This is a genomic window from Leptospira sanjuanensis (assembly GCF_022267325.1).
Classification (GTDB): Bacteria; Spirochaetota; Leptospiria; order Leptospirales; family Leptospiraceae; genus Leptospira; species Leptospira sanjuanensis.
Window position 1 is genome coordinate 664,556 of the sequence record NZ_JAIZBG010000001.1, and the last position, 21,116, is coordinate 685,671.

Here is a 21,116-nt window from a genome sequence, read left to right on the forward strand (position 1 = left end):
CCAAAGCGGAAATAAATCCGTCGCCGACTGAAACGAAACCGTCGGACTCGGATCGGATGAAGACCGAAAAACAAGAAGTCGATTCATCGAAAGCGGGAAAACGTTCGGAAGCGGACCCGGATCTATCGTCCGAGGCTGCGCAAACTCCCAAGCCCGTTTCCATCCTGAAGGGTTTGACAAAGATGGCTGTCTCGCCCGAAACGATTTTTGATTCATTCAAGAATTATGATGTTTTAATATTGGGAGAGGAACACGACGACGTTTCCGGTCATCGAATTCGGCTGGATTGGTTTCAAAAAATCGCCTCGACCACGCAGGTGATTCTTTCCTTGGAAATGCTGGAACGGGATCAGCAAAAAACCTTGGACGAATATCTGAACGGTCAGATCGGCGAGAAAGCTTTTTTAAACGCGTTGAAACTTTGGCCGAATCATCTTCGGGACTATCATCCGTATCTTCAATTTGCAAAGGAAAATCGGATTCCGGTTCTTGCATCCAACGTTCCCCGAAAATACGTGAATCTGGTTTCTTCTTCCGGGATCGAAGCTTTGTTTCCGGTTCGTTCCGTATTTCTTCCTCCGAAATATCTGATCCGCAAGTTTGCTCAGGAAGGTTACGAAAACAAGATCCGAAAAATTCTAAGCGAACATCCGGGTATGAGTTCGGATGAAAATTTGCAGCGGAGATTTATCGACGCGCAGTATCTCTGGGATGCGGGAATGACGGATTCGATCGCGAATGCGCTTCTGACAAAGGGACGGAAGATCGTTCATATCAACGGGCGTTTTCACAGCGACGAAGGTTTCGGCGTTTCCAATCGTCTTCGGGAACTCGGATTTCGGGTTCTTACGGTTTCTATGTTTCCCCAAAAAGAAGGAGATGAAGTTCCGACGGAGATTCTCCAGGGCTGCGATTATACCGTAATCACGGAAAGGAAAGAAAAAGGGAATTAAGTGCTTGTCCGGATTTGGAAAATCCTCCGACAATTAAGAGGATGATGGATACCGGGATTCAGACTCTCAGAAGTTCTCGCTTTTTGTGTCCAACCTGCGGGACGACTTCTCGGTTGCCGGAGGGAGTTCCCACGGGTTCCGTCTTTCGGTTGACCTGTTATCAGTGCGGTCATAAAGCTTTGGTGAGAATGGAGGTTCCAAAACCTTCTTCTCCTCCGACGATTCCTCCCCGTCTTGAATCGATTGCCCCGACCAACGAAATTTTACCCCGTCCTCGGGAACCATTGCAAGATGTGGGAACTCCAACGCCTTCGGTTCCACAGCGGCCTTTGCCATCGGCGCCTCCGCAAAACCGAACTCCGGAACCGACCGGACCCGATCTTTTCGAAAGAATTTCGGATTCTTTTTCTGAACTGCAGGTTTCTTTGAAAGAGAAAGTGTGGGAACTCGCACAAAAATTCCAAAAAAAACGACCCGGTCGAAATCTCCGACCGGATTCTCTTTTCTCGTCGGAAGAACGACAAGCGGAACGGGATCGTTCCGACCAGGATCGTCCGCTTGTTAAACGAGAATCGATTGCCTTTGAAGAAAAACCGTTTTTTGCCGTTCGCAGAGAAATCGAAAACGCACACGAAGAACAGCAACCGAGGATCAAAACTCTCGCCGAAAGATTGAGGGAGCAGGTAGCGGGCCGTCGACTCAAACTTCCGAACGTAGTTTTGCTTTCCGCGGGTGCGGCGGTTTCTCTTTTACTCGTGGGACTGATTCTCTTCTGGGTGGGAGTGATCACAAGAGAAGCGGAACTCAAGGAGATGATCGCTCTTTTTTACAATCACCAACCTTCGGTGATTTACGATCGCGACGGGAAAAAAGTCTCCGAAATCTTCGCAAAAAAGACGAGCAATCTCGAATGGGACGCCTATCCCGAGAATCTGAAAAAGATCGTTCTTCTCGTGGAGGATCGCAAATTTTTCTCCCATAGCGGGATCAATTATTTTTCGGTATTGCGCGCTGTGTTCGTAAACATCACGAGTTTTCGTTTTAAACAGGGAGCATCCACGATCACGCAGCAGCTCGCGAGAATCCTTCTCGACGACCGCGAAAAAAGTCTAGTTCGAAAAATCAAGGAAGCGCAGCTCGCGTTCGCACTCGAGTATTCGTATGAGAAAAAGCAAATATTATTATATTATTTAAACAACGTATACCTCGGACACGGAGCGTTCGGGTTCGCCAGCGCCGCGGAATTCTATTTTAAAAAGACGCCTGCGGAATTGACCACGGAAGAAATGATCGTGCTCGCTTCTCTCGCTTCGGCGCCGAATCGTTATTCTCCGCTGAAAAATCCTGATCTTTCCAGACAGAGGGTCAACGCGATCATCCGTTCGTTTCAGGAAGACGAGATTCTCAAGGAAAATCCGAAGACGAAACTCGACGAAATCTATTTGTCCTTTCACATGCGGTCCCCGGGCGAAACCGTTTTCGGAAACAGAAGAGATCATTCTCCTTATGTGACCGAACACGTTCGTAAGTTTTTGAATTCCTTGTATCCCGATTCGAACATTTATGAAACGGGCGGTTTCTCGATTTATACTACGATTGCGGAACCGGTTCAGGCGGAACTTCCGAAAATCGTAAAGGCTTACGTGGACAACGTTCAAAAGAACGGATTGGTTCGTAAGACGAAACTCACGGACAATAAGAATTCCAGCGAAACAGCGGTGTTTCGCCGATACGTTCAGGATCTTTCGCCCGCGCTCGAACTGTTCATCGATACGGATTCGTTCAGTGGAGCGAACGAATCGGGTCTTCAAGTTGCGTTAGTCGCCGTTGATCCTGCAACGGGAGAAATTCTTCTGATGCACGGCGGTTCCGAGTTTAAGGCGGACAATCAGTTGGATCGGACGACCGCGATGAAGCGGCAAACGGGTTCTTCCATTAAACCGATTTTGTATTCTGCCGCGATCGAAACCGGACTGATCAACGCTTCTTCGAGAATTTTAGACGCACCTCTGATTTACAGAAATCAAACCGGAAACTGGATGCCGGAAAACATCGGAAACCAATACGACGGGGATATCAGCGTTCGACAAGCTTTGGCAAAGTCCAAGAACACCGCCGCGGTTCAGATCGCTGAAAAACTCGGCATTTCGAGAATTCAGGATTTCTTTCAGAAATATTTTTTCCCCGATTCGAAAGTGTTGCAATCCAGATTCAGAGGAGATCTTTCTCTTGCGTTGGGATCTTTGGAAATTTCTCCGTTGGAAATGGCTCTTGCGTATTCCGCGTTCGCGAACGACGGAACGATCAAACGTCCTTATCTGATTCAAAAAATCACCGATCGCTTCGGCAAGGTTATCTACGAAAGAAAGTCCACGGACGAGTTCGGATTAAAAGTTCCTGAAGAAAGGAAGGTGCTGTCCTCGCAAGTGGCGGAAATCATGATCGATCTTCTTCACGGAAGCGCAAACTCGGCCGGAGTCAGAAACACGGGATATAAGGGAGAAGTAGCCGGCAAAACGGGAACGACGAACGACAACCGCGACAACTGGTTCGTGGGCGTGAAACCCGGTTTGTCGATGGCGATCTGGCTCGGTTACGACGATCCGAGTTTCGGACTCGGCTCATCCGCGTTAGGCGGAACCGTGGCCGCGCCTCTTTGGGGAACGATCGCGAAAATTTTCGAGACGGCCGAGGATTCGGACGACACAAAACGGAAATATCCGATTTCAGAACACGCGATCACCGCGACCGTTTGCGAAGAATCCGGTCACCTTCCCGGACCGTCCTGCAAACACACCCGCAAGGAATTATTCAAAAACGGAACGGTTCCTTCCGAGGTTTGTCCGCTCAACCACGGATCGGACGCAAAACGGGAAGTTCTTCGCAATGTATTCTAATCTATTTTCCTTTATTACGATATTCTTAACCGTTTCCATGGCCGTATATCCGGTTTCGTACGAAGACGCGTATGCGATGGAAAAGGAAGATCCCCTTTTTTCGATACCTCTTTACGAAGAATTGCTCCGAACTTCGCAGAAGGCGGACATTCGAAAAACCGCATCTTCCCGTTTGTTTTTTCTCTATGAGAAATACCGCAAATACATACCCGCGATTCTCATCATGAGCCGCTCGGGAAAAATCACGGATAAAAAGGGGAGATATCCTTCCATCGTTTCGGAGCTTGCCGGCGGATTGAACGTAAGTCCTTCCGCGCTCGTATCGGTGATTTCCGCGTGCAGTAGGCCGATCCCGAATCCCGATCCGTTCTTTCAAGAAACGCCGCCAACGTCTCCTTCTTCATACAAAGAAGATTCGGAAGATCCGAACCCCTCGTCGGTTTCTTCCGAAGCCGCTTCTTCTCCGTCGCAAACGCAGGAGATACCGTTTTTGTTTCGGATTCTTTCCAGAAAGGAAAACGCTTCTCTCTATAAGGCGTGTTATGCGGTTAAAATCAAAACGGGGGATTTCGACGGTTGGGAAAAGATTCACGCCTTCGGCGAGATGAAGAACGTTCTTACTCCCGAAACTTCCCTCGCATTGAGAATCAGTTATACGCTTCACTCGGGAAAAGGGAGCGCCTATAAACGGATTTATTCGGGCGGAAGACTAAAATCGTTAAGCGAAGAGGGCAAGTCCGATCTTTTGTATCTCTACGGAAAGTTTTTACGGAACCTGGGAAAATACGATTCTTCCGCGCGGTATTTTTGGATGAGCGGTTCCTATGCGAACAAGGAACGAAGCAGAATCGAAACCGCCAAAACTCTTTTGGTTTCCGGAAGAAAACAGGAAGCGTGTTCGTATCTTCAGAAAGGTTTTGTTCCTGGCGACGAATCCGAAGAACTTTTGTCCCGCGTTTGCCTGAAAAATTTCGAGAGCAATCATCCGAGTCAGGATTTTTTAAAGGCCGTCCGAATTTTAAACAACGATACGCCCGATCCTGTCTTTGATTATTTTTTAGGAAGAAGCGGCGGGAATAAAACGGAAGAATCCGATCCCGACGACGGAAACGAATCCGGCACAGCATACGGAAAGATACTGGATGAAAAATTATTCTCCGGTGAAAAAAATCCGACCCCGTTTTGGGATTACCGTAAAAAGGAAGGAACTCTTTCGTTATCGTCGACTCCTCAGTTTCTCTGTAAGACCGGCCGCTCCGTTCTATTTAAGAAAAATCTAATACAACCTCAGAACTGCGTTCCTTATACGTCGCTTTCCGCGGACGCGATTCTTTCCACGCCGTTGTTCACCGCGGATCAGGAAGAATGGAGTTTGCTACTTTCCAATTCCGCATACAATCCGGTGTCGGGCCGCGCTGTGTTTACGTCGGACGGAACCGAAGAATCGATTCAAGTTTCCGGTTTGATCTATCGCCGATCTTTGAATCGTTTTTTTCTGGAAGGTCATTCTGCGGATGGGAAATACAAACTCTACTCGATCGACTGGAAAAATATGCAGACCAACGTCGCGAAAGGAAACTGAAGAATTCTCCGTTTCGAGTGGGTTTTTAAATACTCTTTCGAATCATTCTGGGCGCGCCCCTTCGGGTCAGGCTACTCCAGGCTCCGCTTCGCTCCGGTCGTATTTCGCGATCCACCGAGTCTGGATACCGGAACGAAGTTCCGAAATACGACCAAGCCTTGCGTATCCTTCGCGCAGAACCGGACCGAATCGGTCGATGTTTTTTTGTTTCCTTCGAGAATGTAGGAACTCCAACGATTTTGGGTTTCACTGAAGGTTCTCCGTCCGGGATCGGCCGTTCTTCCCGGATTTTGTATGAGATCCTACAGTTTCGGTTGCACTGTCGAATTTTTGATTTGTATGAGATCCTACAATTTCGAAGGCTCGATGTTGTTTTATGTCTTTTTAAAAGGGTGAGTTCCCGCGGTTTAGGATCGCACCGCCGTATTTTGATTTTGTGGTAGATTTTACTTTGTCAAAGTCCGACCAAGTTTTCTATCTTTCCAAATGTAAGAGTTCCCACAGTTTGGAAGTTCGTCGGACTTTCTGTTTTTTTAAATGTAAGAGTTCCCACAGTTTTCATTTTGCGATATAATTCCTTCGCATGGAAGAATTCAGAATCGTTAAGTTGAAGCATATCAAGAACGTTCATATCTTTTTTAAAAGCTTGGATCATTCGTTTTGTAACCATACCCATCTGCAGGATCATTTGATCGAACGAATGAGAACCGCGGATTCTCCGATCGGTACGATGGAAGCGGTGATCGAGTTTATGAGGGAAGGCGATGATATCTGCGGGCCGTGTCTAAGCGCGTTGCATTCGGATAAGCGGGAAGGTGTGATCGGTTGATTGTGGTCTTTTCGGTAAGCACAATGTTTTTCAGATCGTAGATGTACTTTGGCATGTTTTTCGTGTTTCCGCTCCTTGTGATTATTGCTACAGAAAAGTTTTTTTAACGGCGTTTCCGTAGGGAAGGCTGTTCTTTTGCCCTCATCATTTTATAATCCGATACTTATTTTTAATTCCTTATTAGTGATTTAATATTGACTTAAATATCACAATTTGGAATTCTTCGTCACGAATCGATTGTGATCCATGATAAAAAAGCTTACCTTTTAGTCAGGAATTCCACTGGCTTCGATTCAAAACTTTTTTCGAGAGTTTGCAATATGTTTTTGAAACGCCGTTTTCGCTGGATTTTACCGTTAGCTGTCCTGTTCTCCTTTTTCCCACTCAGTCCTCAGCCCGTAGTAGTTCCGAATTTGAATACTCCCGTATTCAATACGAACAGCATGAATCAGACGTTTACGGTTGCGGACGGTATGCGGACGATCGGCAACTGGGACGCGTTCGTGTTTCAGAACGTGAGTATTTTGCAGACACAGTGGGAAGCGCAGGTTCAAGCTCAGATCACGATGATGGTGAACTCGATCACGACGAGCGATCATTTCGCTTCGGTTCAGGAGTATCAAAGTTACGTTTATAATTCTCTGCAAGGACAGGCCTCGGAACAACTTTTGACATGGCAGAGCGCCGTAGAAGCGGAGATTTTACAGGAGAGGAGCGAATATCTTTCGTCCTTGTATGGAGCGAATTCGAGTGCGGTTGCTAGTTCGACGGCTTCGTTTCAAAGCCAATGGGATTCGTTTGTTTCCGGTAACGGTTTGAATCTGAACTTAGGCGGTGCTCTGAGTCAGGCTGTTTTGAACAGCGGCCAACAGACGTTGGAAGGTTTGCAGAGTCAGTGGTGGAACGATTTTCACAATAATCTGCAGAACGGTTTGCAGACATATCAGCAAGCGCTTCAGGGTTTGACCGACAAATATCAGAACTTAATTTCTCAGATCAACGCTACGGAGATGCAGTATCAGGCGCATCTTGCCCAGATTCAACAGAGTCAAGCGGGCGTTAAGAGCCAGATTCTTTCGAGTTTGGAAGGGTATCAGAACTTTTTAAACAGCAACGGTCTTTTTTGGAACACGATTACCGTGTTGTATGACAACAATTCGAACAGTTATGTGCAGGCGAGTTGTCCGAGCGGTCACGTGTGTGTGACGTATCAATACGATCCTACGAATTCCCAGTTTTACGCGGCCGGTTCTTGTCCGGTAGGTCATACTTGTGCGAACATTCTCTACGACAACAATACGAGCAGTTATCTTCAGAACACGGTTTGTCCTTCGACCTGCAACGGATCGGAGATGGAGAACTTGACGGTTCGCACTAGTTTGAATGCGGACGGTCGTGCGTTTCAGAACGTGATCAACAAGGTGGCGAATGCGATGCAGGAAGGGTATGTGATGCCCGCGATCTTCGACTATACTTCCGGAACGATGCTTAGCTACAACAACAACTGTTTGAACGGCAGTACTTGCGTGAAGGGTTTGTATGACGCGACTTCGGGTTCTTTTGTGGCATCGAACACGTGTTCTGCGGGACATACCTGTTACAGCGCTGTTGTGGACAACACGGTTCCGGCTTCCGCCACCGGTTCCTATTTTGCGAGCAGTTGTCCGGTGGGGGATACGCGTTGCGTTAGCTGCGCTTCCGGTCATACCTGTCAGGTTCAGGAAATGGAAGCAGGCTTTTTGTACGCTTCGAGTCTTTTGAGCAACTTTCTGCACAACGAACTTCTTTCGACGCAGAACGCGCTTCAAAATGCGGTCGCCGTTCAGAACGGGGGAACATACAATTTTCAATACGGGCAGTCTCAAGGTGCGTACAATAACGACGGTATTTGGAGTTACGGGGATCCTATTTTTTCGCATACACCGTTTAACCACTTTTCGGCGACTTCCGGAGGTCCGGCTTCCGTTTCCATTGCGGAGATTTTGAACACTGCGTTTACGGAAGGGGAAGGCGGGCTTGCCAAAAAGATCATGGCTTATATTCGCCAAGAGATCACTCAGTCGGACCTCGCGAACTGGATCATGGACGCGTATGAGAGCGGTTTAACCGGAAGCGGGTCTCCTCTTTCGGGTTTGATGGGGGCGCTGGGACCGGGCAGAACGATTACCGGGTTTAGTCAGATCGATCTGCGTGCGTTTCAGAACGAAGACGGTTTTACGCCGTTTTTCAATGCCACTCCCTACTGCGGGAGTCCGCTCGGATGTGCTTCCGGGGATATATTCAATTGGACACCCGGGATTTATTTAGCGAATCGGACCTACTCCGAAATGAGAGCACAAGGTTTGGCCGGAGTGAACGGGAGCTGGGGCCAGAATTTTTACGATTATTTTGCGCGCGAGTGGATGATTTGGGACGGAATTCCCTTTCTTGGAGACATCCAACATACGCAGAACTATGCCTGGATCGAGTTGAACTTTCAAGTTACGAATAACAACGCGTATGCGAACGTAACCACGTATCAGGATTTGGTTCTTCAACTTCAGGCGTTCGAGTACGATTGGCAGACGAATGTGATGCCTTCGATCACGAACTGGACGGCGCAGGTTGCTTCTTACCAAGCTCAGTATTCGAACTGGCAAACTCAGATGCAGACCGCATTGACGGATGCGCAGAACGCTTTCAATTCCGGGGTGGCGGATATCCAAAGTCAGCAGTCTTCCTGGCTTGCCCAAATGGGTCAGTTGCAGCAACAGGCAACGAGCGCCTTCAACGCGGCCGGGAACGCTCTTCAGAACGGTCAGGGGCAATCCAATTACATACAACTCACACAACAGGTGTTAGCCGGTTTGAACAAGGGACAAATGAAGTCGAACCTGGACGGGGACTTGACCGTCAACGACGGTTCCTTTAGAGACGCGTTCGGTAACATTTTGAACGGGCTTAACCGCAATGCGGACAGGGGGATTCCTAATTTCGGACTGTTGGATACGATCGGTTCGGGAATGAACCGGATCACGACGGGGATTTCCAACCTTTCTTTATTGTCTTCCACGAACAACGCGACGATGGATACGATCTTGGGATATATGAAAGGTGTTGCGGAGAGTATGCGCAACGAGAAGCAGTTCACCCAGAACGGTTACGGGGATCTGGTAGAAGCTTCCGGCATCAAGACAAGAGAGGTTAAAAGTAAGGATAAGTATTCGGGAGAGACGATCACGACCACGTATGTTTTGAAGGATGACGGTTCGATCGATACATTCACGGACGAGGACGGGAATGTGAAACAAAAGACGTTGGGGGATTGGGTTCAAGGGCATTGCGGTAAGGACTTGGGCAATGCGGAGTGCAGTCGGTTTGTGGAAAACAAATACAGCAGTGTGGATGTGGGGGCCGACGGGAAGATCACGGCTCACAGAAGGGTGTATAACGGAACTTCTTCGTATTGCGGTAGCGACATGACGAATTCGGATTCGTATTGTTACAACACGGATGATGCGGTTGTAACGATTTCGGCTCCTTCCAAGGATTCGTTTCTTTTGGGGAGAGGCGCTTCCCGATTGGGCGATATGTTCAACGAGAGGGAGAAGGGTTTTAGCGATCTCGTAAACGCCACATTCCAAAACGTAAACGGTTATCTTTCCTCGAACAAACATACGGCCGCCCTTTTTACGGAAGTTAATATTACGCAGAACGTTCACGACAAGAACGCGTCTTTGGCTTCGCAAGACGTCAATAACAAGGTGAAGATTGCGAGTATTGTCAAGGATTACGTGGAAGCAGTCTTGCTGGGAGGGATGTCGACCGGCGCTTGGGTGAGCAAACAGGCGAACCAAGCGGTACAGGACGTCGTTGCGACCGCGCTTACGAAGGCTTTTGATTTGCCGCCGGATGTTGCGTCGTTTTTGTCGGGCGGTCTCATGGCGCACATAGAGATGTCGAAGGCCAAGCACGATATGGGCAGTCATAATTTGGGAATTGGGAAAGGAATCCATTCGGCGATCCATCATTCAGGTTTTGGAGGAATGGAAAAAACTCTGCTCAGGGTTGCTCCTTTGGCTACAGAGATCCTTGCGCCGATTGTCGGTTATGGTGCGATAGCTTTTTCTCTATCAACTTTAGATAAGTATGAAAACAATCTTAGCGCGATTGAAAAATGGAAGGATTTCAAAAACAGCATGTACGGTTTTGGAGTTCAGAAAATTGCAATCGCAAACGGGGCGTCACCCGAATATGCGGCCGCCTTAGGCCAAGTTGCGATCGGATATATGGAGATGCGCCAGGCAAAAGAAGAGCTTGGAATGCGTAGCGGAGCGTTTTCTTTACAATCTCTTGGCGGTGAGTTTAAGCGAGTCGTAGCGGGGATATCTGGTAATATCGGCGAGGTTGTGGGAGCGGGAATTAAATCGAGCGCTCATATCACGGGAGATCTTGGATTAACGTCGGAGAAATACGAAAAACATATCAATCAAGAAACCAGATCGATCCTGAACGAACTGAAACTGAGGGATCTGAAAGAAGATATTAAAAACTGGGATACGACGCAACAGGTGCTTGCGAGCGCTTCTGTGAAGGAATACGGCAGAGTTACGCATATGGATCCTGCTCAAATCGAGCTTTGGTCAAAGCAGGCGAGCGACTTTGTGGTGCGCAAACAAGCGGAGCGGGATTTACACAGACGGGACGGGATGCTGACCAACGGACTGCCGCTTACACTGGGATACAGCTCCCTTTTTATCCTTGACAACAAGTTGTTCAACGGAGGAATCACGTCTCTCATATCGAAGGGATTCAAAGGAATTCTGACTTCGGTAGCGGATTTAGGGAACATGCTGGGAGAATCGGTCGTACCTTCGGACTTAAGATCTTCGATATATGACCAAAGTAAAGAGTGGCACAACAAGATAACGCTGGAAGACGTGAAAGGCAGAACGGGACAAGGGATTATCAACAAAGCGTATGTAGAAACGGAGATGCGTAACGTCCTTTTTGACAAGATCGGCGAGGCATTGACGGGAGATCCTGCAATGGGTCACAATCTGGGGTTATTGCTCAAATACCAAATCGACAAACAAGAGGCGAGAAAGGCAGCGAGAGAACAAAGACTGAAGGATGCTGAGGTATTGGTCCAGTTAGCAGCAGCGGCAGCAGTGACCTATTTCGGCGGTCCCGCGGGAATTCAGATGTTAAATTCGGTGATCGGAACGGGTGCGACGGCGATTAACACAACATTGGCGACGGTTGGGCTTTCGCTTAACAATGCGCAGGTGGCCATGCTTGCGGCGAGTACAGCGGCGACGATGGCGATCGAAAACAGAATCAACGGGGCAAATGGCTCGGCTGCAGCCCTTGTAAACGGCCTCATCTCGACGGCGACCTTAGGAGTAAAAACTCCTCTTACGGGCTACGTAACGTATACCAAACATCAGAACGCGAACCTTTTGACGGGTCAACACGAAGTGAAAGGCGGTTGGGGCGGTGGAGTTAGCTTGAACGTGTCCGGTGTCAAAGGGTTACCTGGGGGAGAAATATTAAAGACCGCGTTGGAAGGAATGAAAATGAGCAATCTAACCTTGGGACTGAGCTACAATGCTGATCAAGGTCTTGGAATGAACGTGAACACGAACTTTACGAACAACGTAGGCTTAGGGTTAGACTACAACTTTAAAAGCGGCAGCTATACCGCGAACGCGAGCTATGACGTGAACAAGGCAGGTGGCAAATCTTGGGCGAACGGAAGTGTTAACGTATCTGCGAGTAGAGAAGGTCACTCGAGTTTAGCGTTGTCTTACAACCACGACGGAAACACGGCGATTCCTCAGAGACTGAGAGGAGGGGGAGCGACGCTTGACTTAGGGAATGACGGTGTATTGGGTTTTAGCATCCAGGGACTGAAAGGGGCTACGATCGGTACTGTGAGCTACAACACGAACAGTCATGGTTGGGAACAGGCGACTTTGAACCAGAATTTCCAGAACGAATATCTTCAAGGTGTGACAGCTGAGAACAGCTCTTACAATCACGAGAAGTCTCAGATGGAGATCTTGCGTACGGAGCTGAGTATTGCGACGAAGATGGAGAAACCGTTGTTTACGCAAGCAGATGTGGACAAGTATTTACCTAAAAACAAGGACGGCAGCATCGACGTAGAGAATGCACAGCCTGAGAAGTTGTTAGAGAAATGGAACGCGCACAAGGAAGCGATGTCCCAAACGCCTGAGGGCTTGCAGAAATGGAAGGACGATGTAACGAGAGCCGGAGAAAGATCGGGGATTGAGATCCGCTTCAACGACGGTAAGAGTGCAACGAGCACTTTCGGTAAGTTTGTAACGGGAATGTTCGGAGACATTGCCCAGAGTTTCGGTATTGCGAACGACGGAAGCAAGATGGTGGACAAACAAGGCGTATTTCACTTAGACACGTGTTTCGAGGGGAGACAGCCCGTATTGCGTTTGAAACACAAAGAAAACGGAATATACGGGAATGTTAAATCACCCGAGTTTAGTTCCGAGGACTACGAGCTAATTGCGATCGAAGAAGTAAAGATCGGGGACGTAGTCCAGTCCTGGAACGAAAGAACCGGAAAACTCGAGAACAAGAGAGTCACGGAAACGTTTGTCCACGAAGTTCCGCAGCTTTTCTTTCTTGAGTTAGACGGGGAAGACGAGATTCATACGACTTGGAACCACCCGTTTAGACGGAGGGTGAGTGCAAACGGAAGTCAGAACACAAACCAAAACAGAGTATCACCGTTTGACCCGAGCGGGATTCAAAGAACATACAAAACTCATGAACATCTGCTTCATCCGCGAGAAGCAAGAATCGTGACGAGCCTTTTGGGCTCGGGAAGCGAGCGCGAAACAAAGACAGCGAGTGTAATAGAGGAGCTTCCCCATTCTACAGATTCTAACCATTCAGCCTCGGATGTACCATTGACGAAGACGGAAAGGTTCTCTTCTAACACCACAACCCAAACCTCGGAATGGGTGAAGGTGGAAGACCTCCGCTTGCGAGACCAAGTTCTCAAAGCAGACGGAAGTTGGGGAACTGTAACGGGGATTTACTACTACAACACGGAACCGACTAAGGTTTACAACTTAGAAGTAGAGGAGAATCATACTTACGTTGTGGGCGGAAGAGATTCCAATTCCGGCGCGGGCTACGTTGTGCACAATTACAACAACGCGCAAGAGGCGATGTTCGGAGGATTCAAACGACTTTCGAACGATGTGTATGACGTAGCGAAGAAGTTCGCGGGACTTGAAGGCGGGACCGGTAACGAGGTATATCAGAAAGCTGTAGAGTTTCAACAGGAAGTGAAATCGACAAATGCGTTACGAGAAACGTTAAACAAGGAATCGAACATCCTTGTAACGAAACAAAAAGCAGCGGAAGCGAGTATGCAACTGGGAGTGATCCGCAACAATGAATTTTTGAAAGCGATCCATGATCCGAAGAGCGATTCGATACCGGGAATAGCAGACCTTCGCAAACAACTGAAGGGAAGCGATCCAAGTAAGGGTTTTACGCAAGAACACATGAAAGCGGTTTCAGCTTGGTTGGGTTCTAACGGAGTGGGCACGAGCGGATTCTTGAAACCTGGAGTTGGCCTTGGTAATCTTCCTGGGGGTAATGCGCTTCCGATGAAAGGATATATCATGTCTGCTGCACTGAGTATATCGAGTGCGGAAGAACGCGGAAAGCTGACAAACACGATTAAAGAAACGAATCAGAAGTTAGCAGAACACAAGATTAAAGAAGACAATATCGGTCGGCAGATGATCGAGCGATCGGAAAAGGTGAAGAGCGACATTGTAAAGCTGATCCAAGAGAAACACCACAACGATCCGAGGTATGCTGAAGTTCTCGTAGAACACGGTTTTGTGAAGAAAGACACATTCAATCCGGCGGAACACAAGGTAACGTATGAGGAGAAGTTGAAGGCACTGGGAGACAAGATCAAGCCGGAAACGAGAAAACAACTTGCCGAGTTTGACCGCAAGATCACAGACCTTCGCGTGAGCCAAAACAAACAGGAAGCGGAGAGCTACGCGAAATGGAACAAGGATCATCCGAACGAGCCCTACAAGCGAACTCCAGAGATGGAGAAACGCAGAAACGACATGGTGACAATGCAGAAGACTTTGGAGAAGGAAAGGGCGATGATCATCAACCGGGAAGTGGCGCCATATCCGAAAGAGAATGAGTTGCATCGACTTGAAAAATTATCGGATGCAAATTCTCTGAACGACAAACAGAAGACTGAGTTGATGAACCTTCGCAACGAAAAGAAGACGCATGAGACCCAAGTGGCAGCGTTGTTGGACAAAGACAACGCGACTCTGCATCACAACGTGGAGACGGTTTTTGGTAAAGAGAGAATCTCTATTGCCAATGACCGAGTAGATCTTACACAAAACTTGTTATCCAAAGAAGACAAACTGAGGAGCTTAGATCCGAAGAAGGACAAGGCAGAATACGACAAGTTGAACAAAGAGATCCAAACGATCCAGGACAGAACCGCTCAACTGGACAAAAACTTTTTGAACTACAAGCCAGTGAGAAAGGCGGATGAAAGTTTACCGGATTTCTTGCTCCGAGAAAAAGACACCTTTGCCGGAGAACCGAAGGCGATCGAAAGAATCGTGGATGGTTTGAAAGAACAGAAAGAACATTACAAGGCTTTGGGTGATACGAAGAAAGTCGCGGAGCTGAATGACAAGATTAGAGACTTTAAGACTCGCTCTGAAGAATCAGTCAAACGCTCAGAAGACGACGTCCTCACCGCTGCTCTTCGCGCCGGAGGAGAAAAGCGAAAACAAGCGCTGCGCGATATCGAAGAATATCTGACACACGCTGACAACAGAGACAGTAAACAAAGAGAAAGAGAGATCCCGATTTCTGCATATCTGAAGAATCCGGCAGGCGATCCGGAAGGGAAGACGATCTCTGTGAATTCTCACTTTGGTCGTGGGGGATACAGCAACAAAGAAGTGGCGGGAACGTATTTGCATTCGAACGATCATATCGGCTTGGATGTGGGCGGGGCGAGAGGAGAGAAGATCAATTCGATCCTGGAAGGGAAGGTAAAGTCCCCGCCAACGAAAGGATTGTCGATTACGATCCCAGGCGAGATTCCGAATCACTTGAAGGAAAAGGGAATTTCGTATTCGGAACCGTTGTATGACGGGAACGGAAACAAGCTGCGGGTTGCGGGATATTACGATTCTTCTGGAAACTCGTATTCTGCGGATCAACTGAGTGTGATGGATACAAAATACAGAAAGGCAAATCCTGAACTTGCCAAGACTACGAAACCGTTTGAGGCAACGAGATCTGTGGGAGTGATCACAGAGAATGGCAAATTCTACACGATGGCGGATGCAAAGACCCCTGTGGAATTGACGCCGGAACAGCTCGCATTGGTTCCGGAAGACATCCGCAGGAATCCGGGATCGGTGAGTTCTTCCGGAAACAGCGTGGCGATCGAGACGACACTAACGGGACCTTTTGCGGGAAAGTATGAGGTTCAATACAAACACTTTGATTCGATTCCAAGAAATGCAGATGGAAGTCCATTGAAAGCTGGAGATTCCATCAAAGCGGGACAAAAGATCGGAGATTTGGGAACGACCGGAAGATCGACGGGAGCGCACTTGCATATTTCCGTGATCTCGTATTCGGAACCCAAAGGCGTCAGCCCAGCCTTTTATCAAGAGGTGAGGAACAAGAAAGGGGATATTACCCATTACCTTGTCAACCCACAGTATTTCATTAAAGTGATGGCTCCTTCGGGAGTGAAGAAGTAGGTTGGTAATCTATGAAGATGAAAAGTAAATTCAAACATCCATTTCTAATGTTCGTTTTGGCCCTTACATTTGGCTTTGTTTTTTCTTGTTCTCCGAAGGAAGAACAATTCGCGGAAGGGATCAAGTATCTAGGCGGTTCCAATCCGAAAGGAGAAGAAGAGTTCAAGAAGATCGGTTTGAATGCAAGAGACATTGCGAAGGAAAGATTGGTGAAGGAACTGTTGGAATTAAAAACAGGGCTTGAAGAAAAAGATTTTGGTGCGGCTGTCGGTTTGTCTTCCCCTGAGCTTGTACACAACATACAAAGAACGTTTAACATGAGTTTTACAGAAGCTCTGGATGGTTGGAGAAAAAGTTTCAAAACCGGCAAGGCTTGGTGCGAATACGATCTTTTGTTTAAAGACAAGATCGTATCGTATGAAATTGAGCCTTCACAAGCAAGTGAATACAATTCATTTGATGGTAAGTCCGCTAAACAAATGGCTTACCGAGTATATCTTCGCAAAGAAGGCCAGACCGGAAAGTTAACATTTGAAAACAGTCATGTGTTGGTATTTGAAGGTCATCATCTCAGAAATGATGCCTGGACTCGTTTTTCAATTAGTACGTTTGCAAACCACTGCCCGATCTTGAGTCCCGAGGAAGAAGAACGACTGAAGGATTTTGAAAGTAGCCACCCGGAAGAGAGCCGCTAAAGGGATTAAGGTCAGAGAGTTTTGATTTTTTAGAGAGAAGACGCAGATATGACAACAAACGGAACACCAAAAGGCTTCGTGCTTGGCGAAGCGGTTCGCGACACAACGACGGGCCAAACGATGTATGTGGAGAAGGCTTGGAGTCCGACAGTACCTTGCATTTACTTTGATCCGAAGACGGAAAGTCTTGTGAAGGTGGATCTGTTGCCTGAAAACTTGGAGAGGATCAAGGAGATATTGCCGTATTTACCGAAGTGATGAACTTGCAAGCCCGCGAATGGCAAGGAACAACAAGAAAGGTTCTCTATTGAAAGGACATACAGTTTTACATGTGAATCAGGCGAACAAAAATTTCCTTCAACTTCTCCTTTCCCATTGACAAAAGCACTCTGTAGGCGACTCTTTGATGTATCAAAGAGTCGGTTCCTGACTCAGTAATTTTCCTTTCATTTTTTTCTCCAAACTTTCAACGGCTAACGTTAAAAACATTCCGACTGCACAGGCTGTGCGAAGCAATCAACTGCTGAAAGAGAAAGTATTTCCCCGCGAGAGCGATCGCAGCGTAAATCCGGCATTGCACCATCGAGTAATACGCTGTTCTTTTTCTTTCTTTGCACTTGATGGTGCGATGCTGATTGAAGCGGAGAGCGCGTTTCGCGAAGCGAACTCGCCCCAAGCGGCAGCTATACCGCGAACGCGAGCTATGACGTGAACAAGGCAGGTGGAAAGTCTTGGGCGAACGGAAGTGTTAACGTATCTGCGAGTAGAGAAGGTCACTCGAGTTTAGCGTTGTCTTACAACCACGACGGAAACACGGCGATTCCTCAGAGACTGAGAGGAGGGGGAGCGACGCTTGACTTAGGGAATGACGGGGTATTGGGTTTTAGCATCCAGGGACTGAAAGGGGCTACGATCGGTACTGTGAGCTACAACACGAACAGTCACGGTTGGGAACAGGCGACTTTGAACCAGAATTTCCAGAACGAATATCTTCAAGGTGTGACAGCTGAGAACAGCTCTTACAATCACGAGAAGTCTCAGATGGAGATCTTGCGTACGGAGCTGAGTATTGCGACGAAGATGGAGAAACCGTTGTTTACGCAAGCAGATGTGGACAAGTATTTACCTAAAAACAAGGACGGCAGCATCGACGTAGAGAATGCACAGCCTGAGAAGTTGTTAGAGAAATGGAATGCGCACAAGGAAGCGATGTCCCAAACGCCTGAGGGCTTGCAGAAATGGAAGGACGATGTAACGAGAGCCGGAGAAAGATCGGGGATTGAGATCCGCTTCAACGACGGTAAGAGTGCAACGAGCACTTTCGGTAAGTTTGTAACGGGAATGTTCGGAGATATTGCCCAGAGCTTCGGTATTGCGAACGACGGAAGCAAGATGGTGGACAAGGCGGGCGTGTTCCACTTAGACACGTGTTTTCGCGGAGACGTCCCGGTATTGCGTTTGAAACACAAAGAAAACGGAATATACGGGAATGTTAAATCAACCGAGTTTAGTTCCGAGGACTACGAATATGTAGCGATCGAAGAAGTAAAGATCGGGGACGTAGTCCAGTCCTGGAACGAAAGAACCGGAAAACTCGAGAACAAGAGAGTCACGGAAACTTTTGTCCACGAAGTTCCGCAGCTTTTCTTTCTTGAGTTAGACGGGGAAGACGAGATTCATACGACTTGGAACCACCCGTTTAGACGGAGGGTGAGTGCAAACGGAAGTCAGAACACAAACCAAAACAGAGTATCACCGTTTGATCTAAAGGGAATCCAAAGAGATTTCAAAACTCATGAACATCTGCTTCATCCGCGAGAAGCAAGAATCGTGACGAGCCTTTTGGGCTCGGGAAGCGAGAGCGAAACAAAGACAGCGAGTGTAATAGAGGAGCTTCCCCATTCTACAGATTCTAACCATTCAGCCTCGGATGTAACGTTGAGTAAGACGGAAAGGTTCTCTTCTAACACCACAACCCAAACCTCGGAATGGGTGAAGGTGGAAGACCTCCGCTTGCGAGACCAAGTTCTCAAAGCAGACGGAAGTTGGGGAACTGTAACGGGGATTTACTACTACAACACGGAACCGACTAAGGTTTACAACTTAGAAGTAGAGGAGAATCATACTTACGTTGTGGGCGGAAGAGAATCCAATTCCGGCGCGGGCTACGTTGTGCACAACTACACTGAACAAGTTCAACGTGTTTTAGACGGAAATGGAATATTGTCTGAAGACAATACGAAAATTGTAAAATCAGCGAATTCAAAAGACAAAATCCGTGCATTAGGCGAAATCAAAGAATTTGATTATGCTGGATCGAAATGGAAGAATGTTGGATCTGATGAAAACGGCGTAGTTCACTTTCAGTCTGAAAGCAATAAATACGGGCTAAAGGAAGATTTGTTCTTTAAAAACAAGAACGGCAAAGTTGAAATCGAGCAAATTCAGCATTTAAACGGTAAGGACTATTTGACTAAAAGCAGCAGTTTGGATGTATTAAAACAAACCGTAATCGGAGTGAATTTTAAAAGCACAAACGAATATTTAAACCATCTGACCAATGTATTGGGAGAGCGCGGAGGAAGCGGAACGAAATACGATGACGGAACTCCGAAGGTGAGTTTGCGTAAGGACGTGACTGGTCAGCCGATATTGCACGAGACAAAGAATGGCACGCATACGGTTGAGATCGAGAGAAACGGCCACAAGGGAAAAATGGTTGTGGAAGAAGTAGGAAGAACGCAGAGAGAAGCTCAGAGTAGTTATCCTGGAGAGCGTGGTCTTGTTCGAGCATATGACAGGAGCAACCCGAATGAATACAAGGCTTGGGATTGGCAGAACGACAAATATGGAGATGGTAAGGGTGGCGATCTGCGTGACAGCGCGGTTTGCCAATCGACCGTGATTGCAGAAGATCGTCACAACAACGGAAAAACTGTGGGTGAAGTCGCAAAACACATGGGAGACTTTGCCGTTGCTCTTGGAAAGAGACCTTCTCAGTTGGAAGTTTCGGAAATATCTCAAGCTTTGAAGAAAGACGGTCTGAAAGTTGGGGCAGATATTTACATGAAGGAGAGTCAAACTAGAGCCCAATTTAATGATAAATTCTTTGAATTTGCGAAACGACAACTCGATCAAGGAATGGCTGTGAACGTCGGAGGGAAATACGCGAATAGCATTGGTCACGTAACTCGAATTGTTGGATATGTGGAAGGACCACATGGAGAACGTGGATTCATGATCAATGACTCATATGGTGATGCAAACAAGGGATACACAAGTGGAGCCGGTGGACAAGATGGACGTGCCGTCTTTTATCCAATTGACAAATTGAATGTGGCACAATTTAACTACGCATATACAATTGTCGAAGATACGGGAGCGAATACTCCTTCTGGTAGTTCCTCATCGGGATCAAGAAGACGGAGTTCTTCGGGTGGCTTTTGGAACAAGTTCTCTAATATTTTCAAATTTGACTTCTTTAAAAAGGACTAAACCAAAATGAAAAATATCAAATTGCAAATTCTACTTTTGCTCTTTCTTTTCTTCTCTATGAATCTTTGGAGCCAGGAAGAAATTCTTCCCGGTCCGGATTGTATAACTTCAAAAGACAATCCGTCTTTGAAGGCATTGAAGACGATGAAAGACGATGATGTGTTAAAGCAGACTTTTTACGGAACCGCGTTTTTTGATGATGGTCGTTGGTCTTGGGGGCTTTCTTGGGCGACTTCTCATTTACGCCCCAAAGGAAAGGAGCTTTCCGATTTCTTGAAATCCAAACCGAAGGAAAAAGACAAAAAGGCATTTCGGGATTGGACCAAGAAGTCTTGTGACAACATTCCTTATTATGTGCATCGTTATGGCTTGAAAGAAGGAAAGGCGTATTGTACAGATACGAATCGCGGTGTTGGAGAAATCTTACTAAGTTACATATATATAATGTTAGATGAAAAAAAAGTGAATTCCTTTTATATCCTCCCCGGCAAACAAAACAACAAGAAAGGATTTTTGGAACGCAACCGACCCAAGGACATTACGATCTATTATCTGGTCACAGAATATCCTCCAAGTCCGATTCAGGCCGGGGAATTGTCTTTTTCCAATCCTTGGTTGTATCAAAAACAAAAAGTGACTCTCAAAGATACAGTTGGATATCAAAAAATTCAAATCCCAAATTTTGATAATATTTTTGAGGATACTGATGTGTCTGGCGGAATTGATAAAATCGTGATGGTTGCCATTGAGATAAACAGTGTCTGGGACGGAAGCAAGGAGAAAGATATTACTTGTATTACAGATATTCGGAGCGGTGGCGGGGAGGAGAAGGAATACCAATATATTCCTAGGTAAA

7 protein-coding genes and 2 pseudogenes are annotated in these 21,116 nt (G+C 47.1%); all 9 read left to right on the forward strand.

Annotated features, from left to right (window positions below; genetic code table 11):
- The first annotated feature begins 56 nt into the window (after positions 1–56).
- The 9 genes and pseudogenes from LFX25_RS03145 (at position 57) to LFX25_RS03185 (ending at position 21,115) form a co-directional block, all read left to right on the forward strand.
- Entirely contained in the window at positions 57–953 is an 897-nt protein-coding gene (locus LFX25_RS03145; RefSeq protein ID WP_319936819.1) for a ChaN family lipoprotein, read from the forward strand.
- Between the two features lie 569 nt (positions 954–1,522).
- A pseudogene (locus LFX25_RS03150) lies at positions 1,523–3,850 on the forward strand (transglycosylase domain-containing protein); the annotation flags it as partial.
- Positions 3,840–5,432 carry a hypothetical protein gene (locus LFX25_RS03155; RefSeq protein ID WP_238728878.1) on the forward strand — a complete coding sequence of 531 codons (1,593 nt, stop codon included), beginning with the start codon at positions 3,840–3,842 and terminating at the stop codon, positions 5,430–5,432. The pseudogene LFX25_RS03150 and the gene LFX25_RS03155, both read left to right, overlap by 11 nt.
- A 583-nt stretch (positions 5,433–6,015) precedes the next feature.
- Complete coding sequence (locus tag LFX25_RS03160) at positions 6,016–6,261, forward strand: hypothetical protein (RefSeq protein WP_238728879.1); 246 nt, start codon at positions 6,016–6,018, stop codon at positions 6,259–6,261.
- A gap of 320 nt (positions 6,262–6,581) precedes the next feature.
- Positions 6,582–16,070 carry a TIGR04388 family protein gene (locus tag LFX25_RS03165; protein ID WP_238728880.1) on the forward strand — a complete coding sequence of 3,163 codons (9,489 nt, stop codon included), beginning with the start codon at positions 6,582–6,584 and terminating at the stop codon, positions 16,068–16,070.
- A 17-nt stretch (positions 16,071–16,087) separates the two neighbouring features.
- Positions 16,088–16,765 carry a laminin-binding protein Lsa27 gene (gene lsa27, locus LFX25_RS03170; RefSeq protein WP_238728881.1) on the forward strand — a complete coding sequence of 226 codons (678 nt, stop codon included), beginning with the start codon at positions 16,088–16,090 and terminating at the stop codon, positions 16,763–16,765.
- A 48-nt stretch (positions 16,766–16,813) separates the two neighbouring features.
- Positions 16,814–17,023 (forward strand): hypothetical protein, encoded by a 210-nt coding sequence (locus LFX25_RS03175; RefSeq protein ID WP_238728882.1) that lies wholly within the window; start codon positions 16,814–16,816, stop codon positions 17,021–17,023.
- 417 nt (positions 17,024–17,440) lie between these two features.
- Positions 17,441–20,260, forward strand: a pseudogene (locus tag LFX25_RS03180) (TIGR04388 family protein); the annotation flags it as partial.
- A gap of 6 nt (positions 20,261–20,266) precedes the next feature.
- The gene (locus LFX25_RS03185; protein WP_238728883.1) at positions 20,267–21,115 is read left to right on the forward strand and encodes an NADase-type glycan-binding domain-containing protein; all 849 of its coding nucleotides are present in this window, start codon (positions 20,267–20,269) and stop codon (positions 21,113–21,115) included.
- Position 21,116: the final 1 nt, after the last annotated feature.

Coding starts and splice junctions, on each gene's coding strand:
- LFX25_RS03175 (WP_238728882.1), top strand. CDS start 16,814: ATGACAACAAACGGAACACCAAAAGGCTTCGTGCTTGGCGAAGCGGTT.
- LFX25_RS03145 (WP_319936819.1), top strand. CDS start 57: ATGAAGACCGAAAAACAAGAAGTCGATTCATCGAAAGCGGGAAAACGT.
- LFX25_RS03155 (WP_238728878.1), top strand. CDS start 3,840: ATGTATTCTAATCTATTTTCCTTTATTACGATATTCTTAACCGTTTCC.
- LFX25_RS03165 (WP_238728880.1), top strand. CDS start 6,582: ATGTTTTTGAAACGCCGTTTTCGCTGGATTTTACCGTTAGCTGTCCTG.
- LFX25_RS03185 (WP_238728883.1), top strand. CDS start 20,267: ATGAAAAATATCAAATTGCAAATTCTACTTTTGCTCTTTCTTTTCTTC.
- lsa27 (WP_238728881.1), top strand. CDS start 16,088: ATGAAAAGTAAATTCAAACATCCATTTCTAATGTTCGTTTTGGCCCTT.
- LFX25_RS03160 (WP_238728879.1), top strand. CDS start 6,016: ATGGAAGAATTCAGAATCGTTAAGTTGAAGCATATCAAGAACGTTCAT.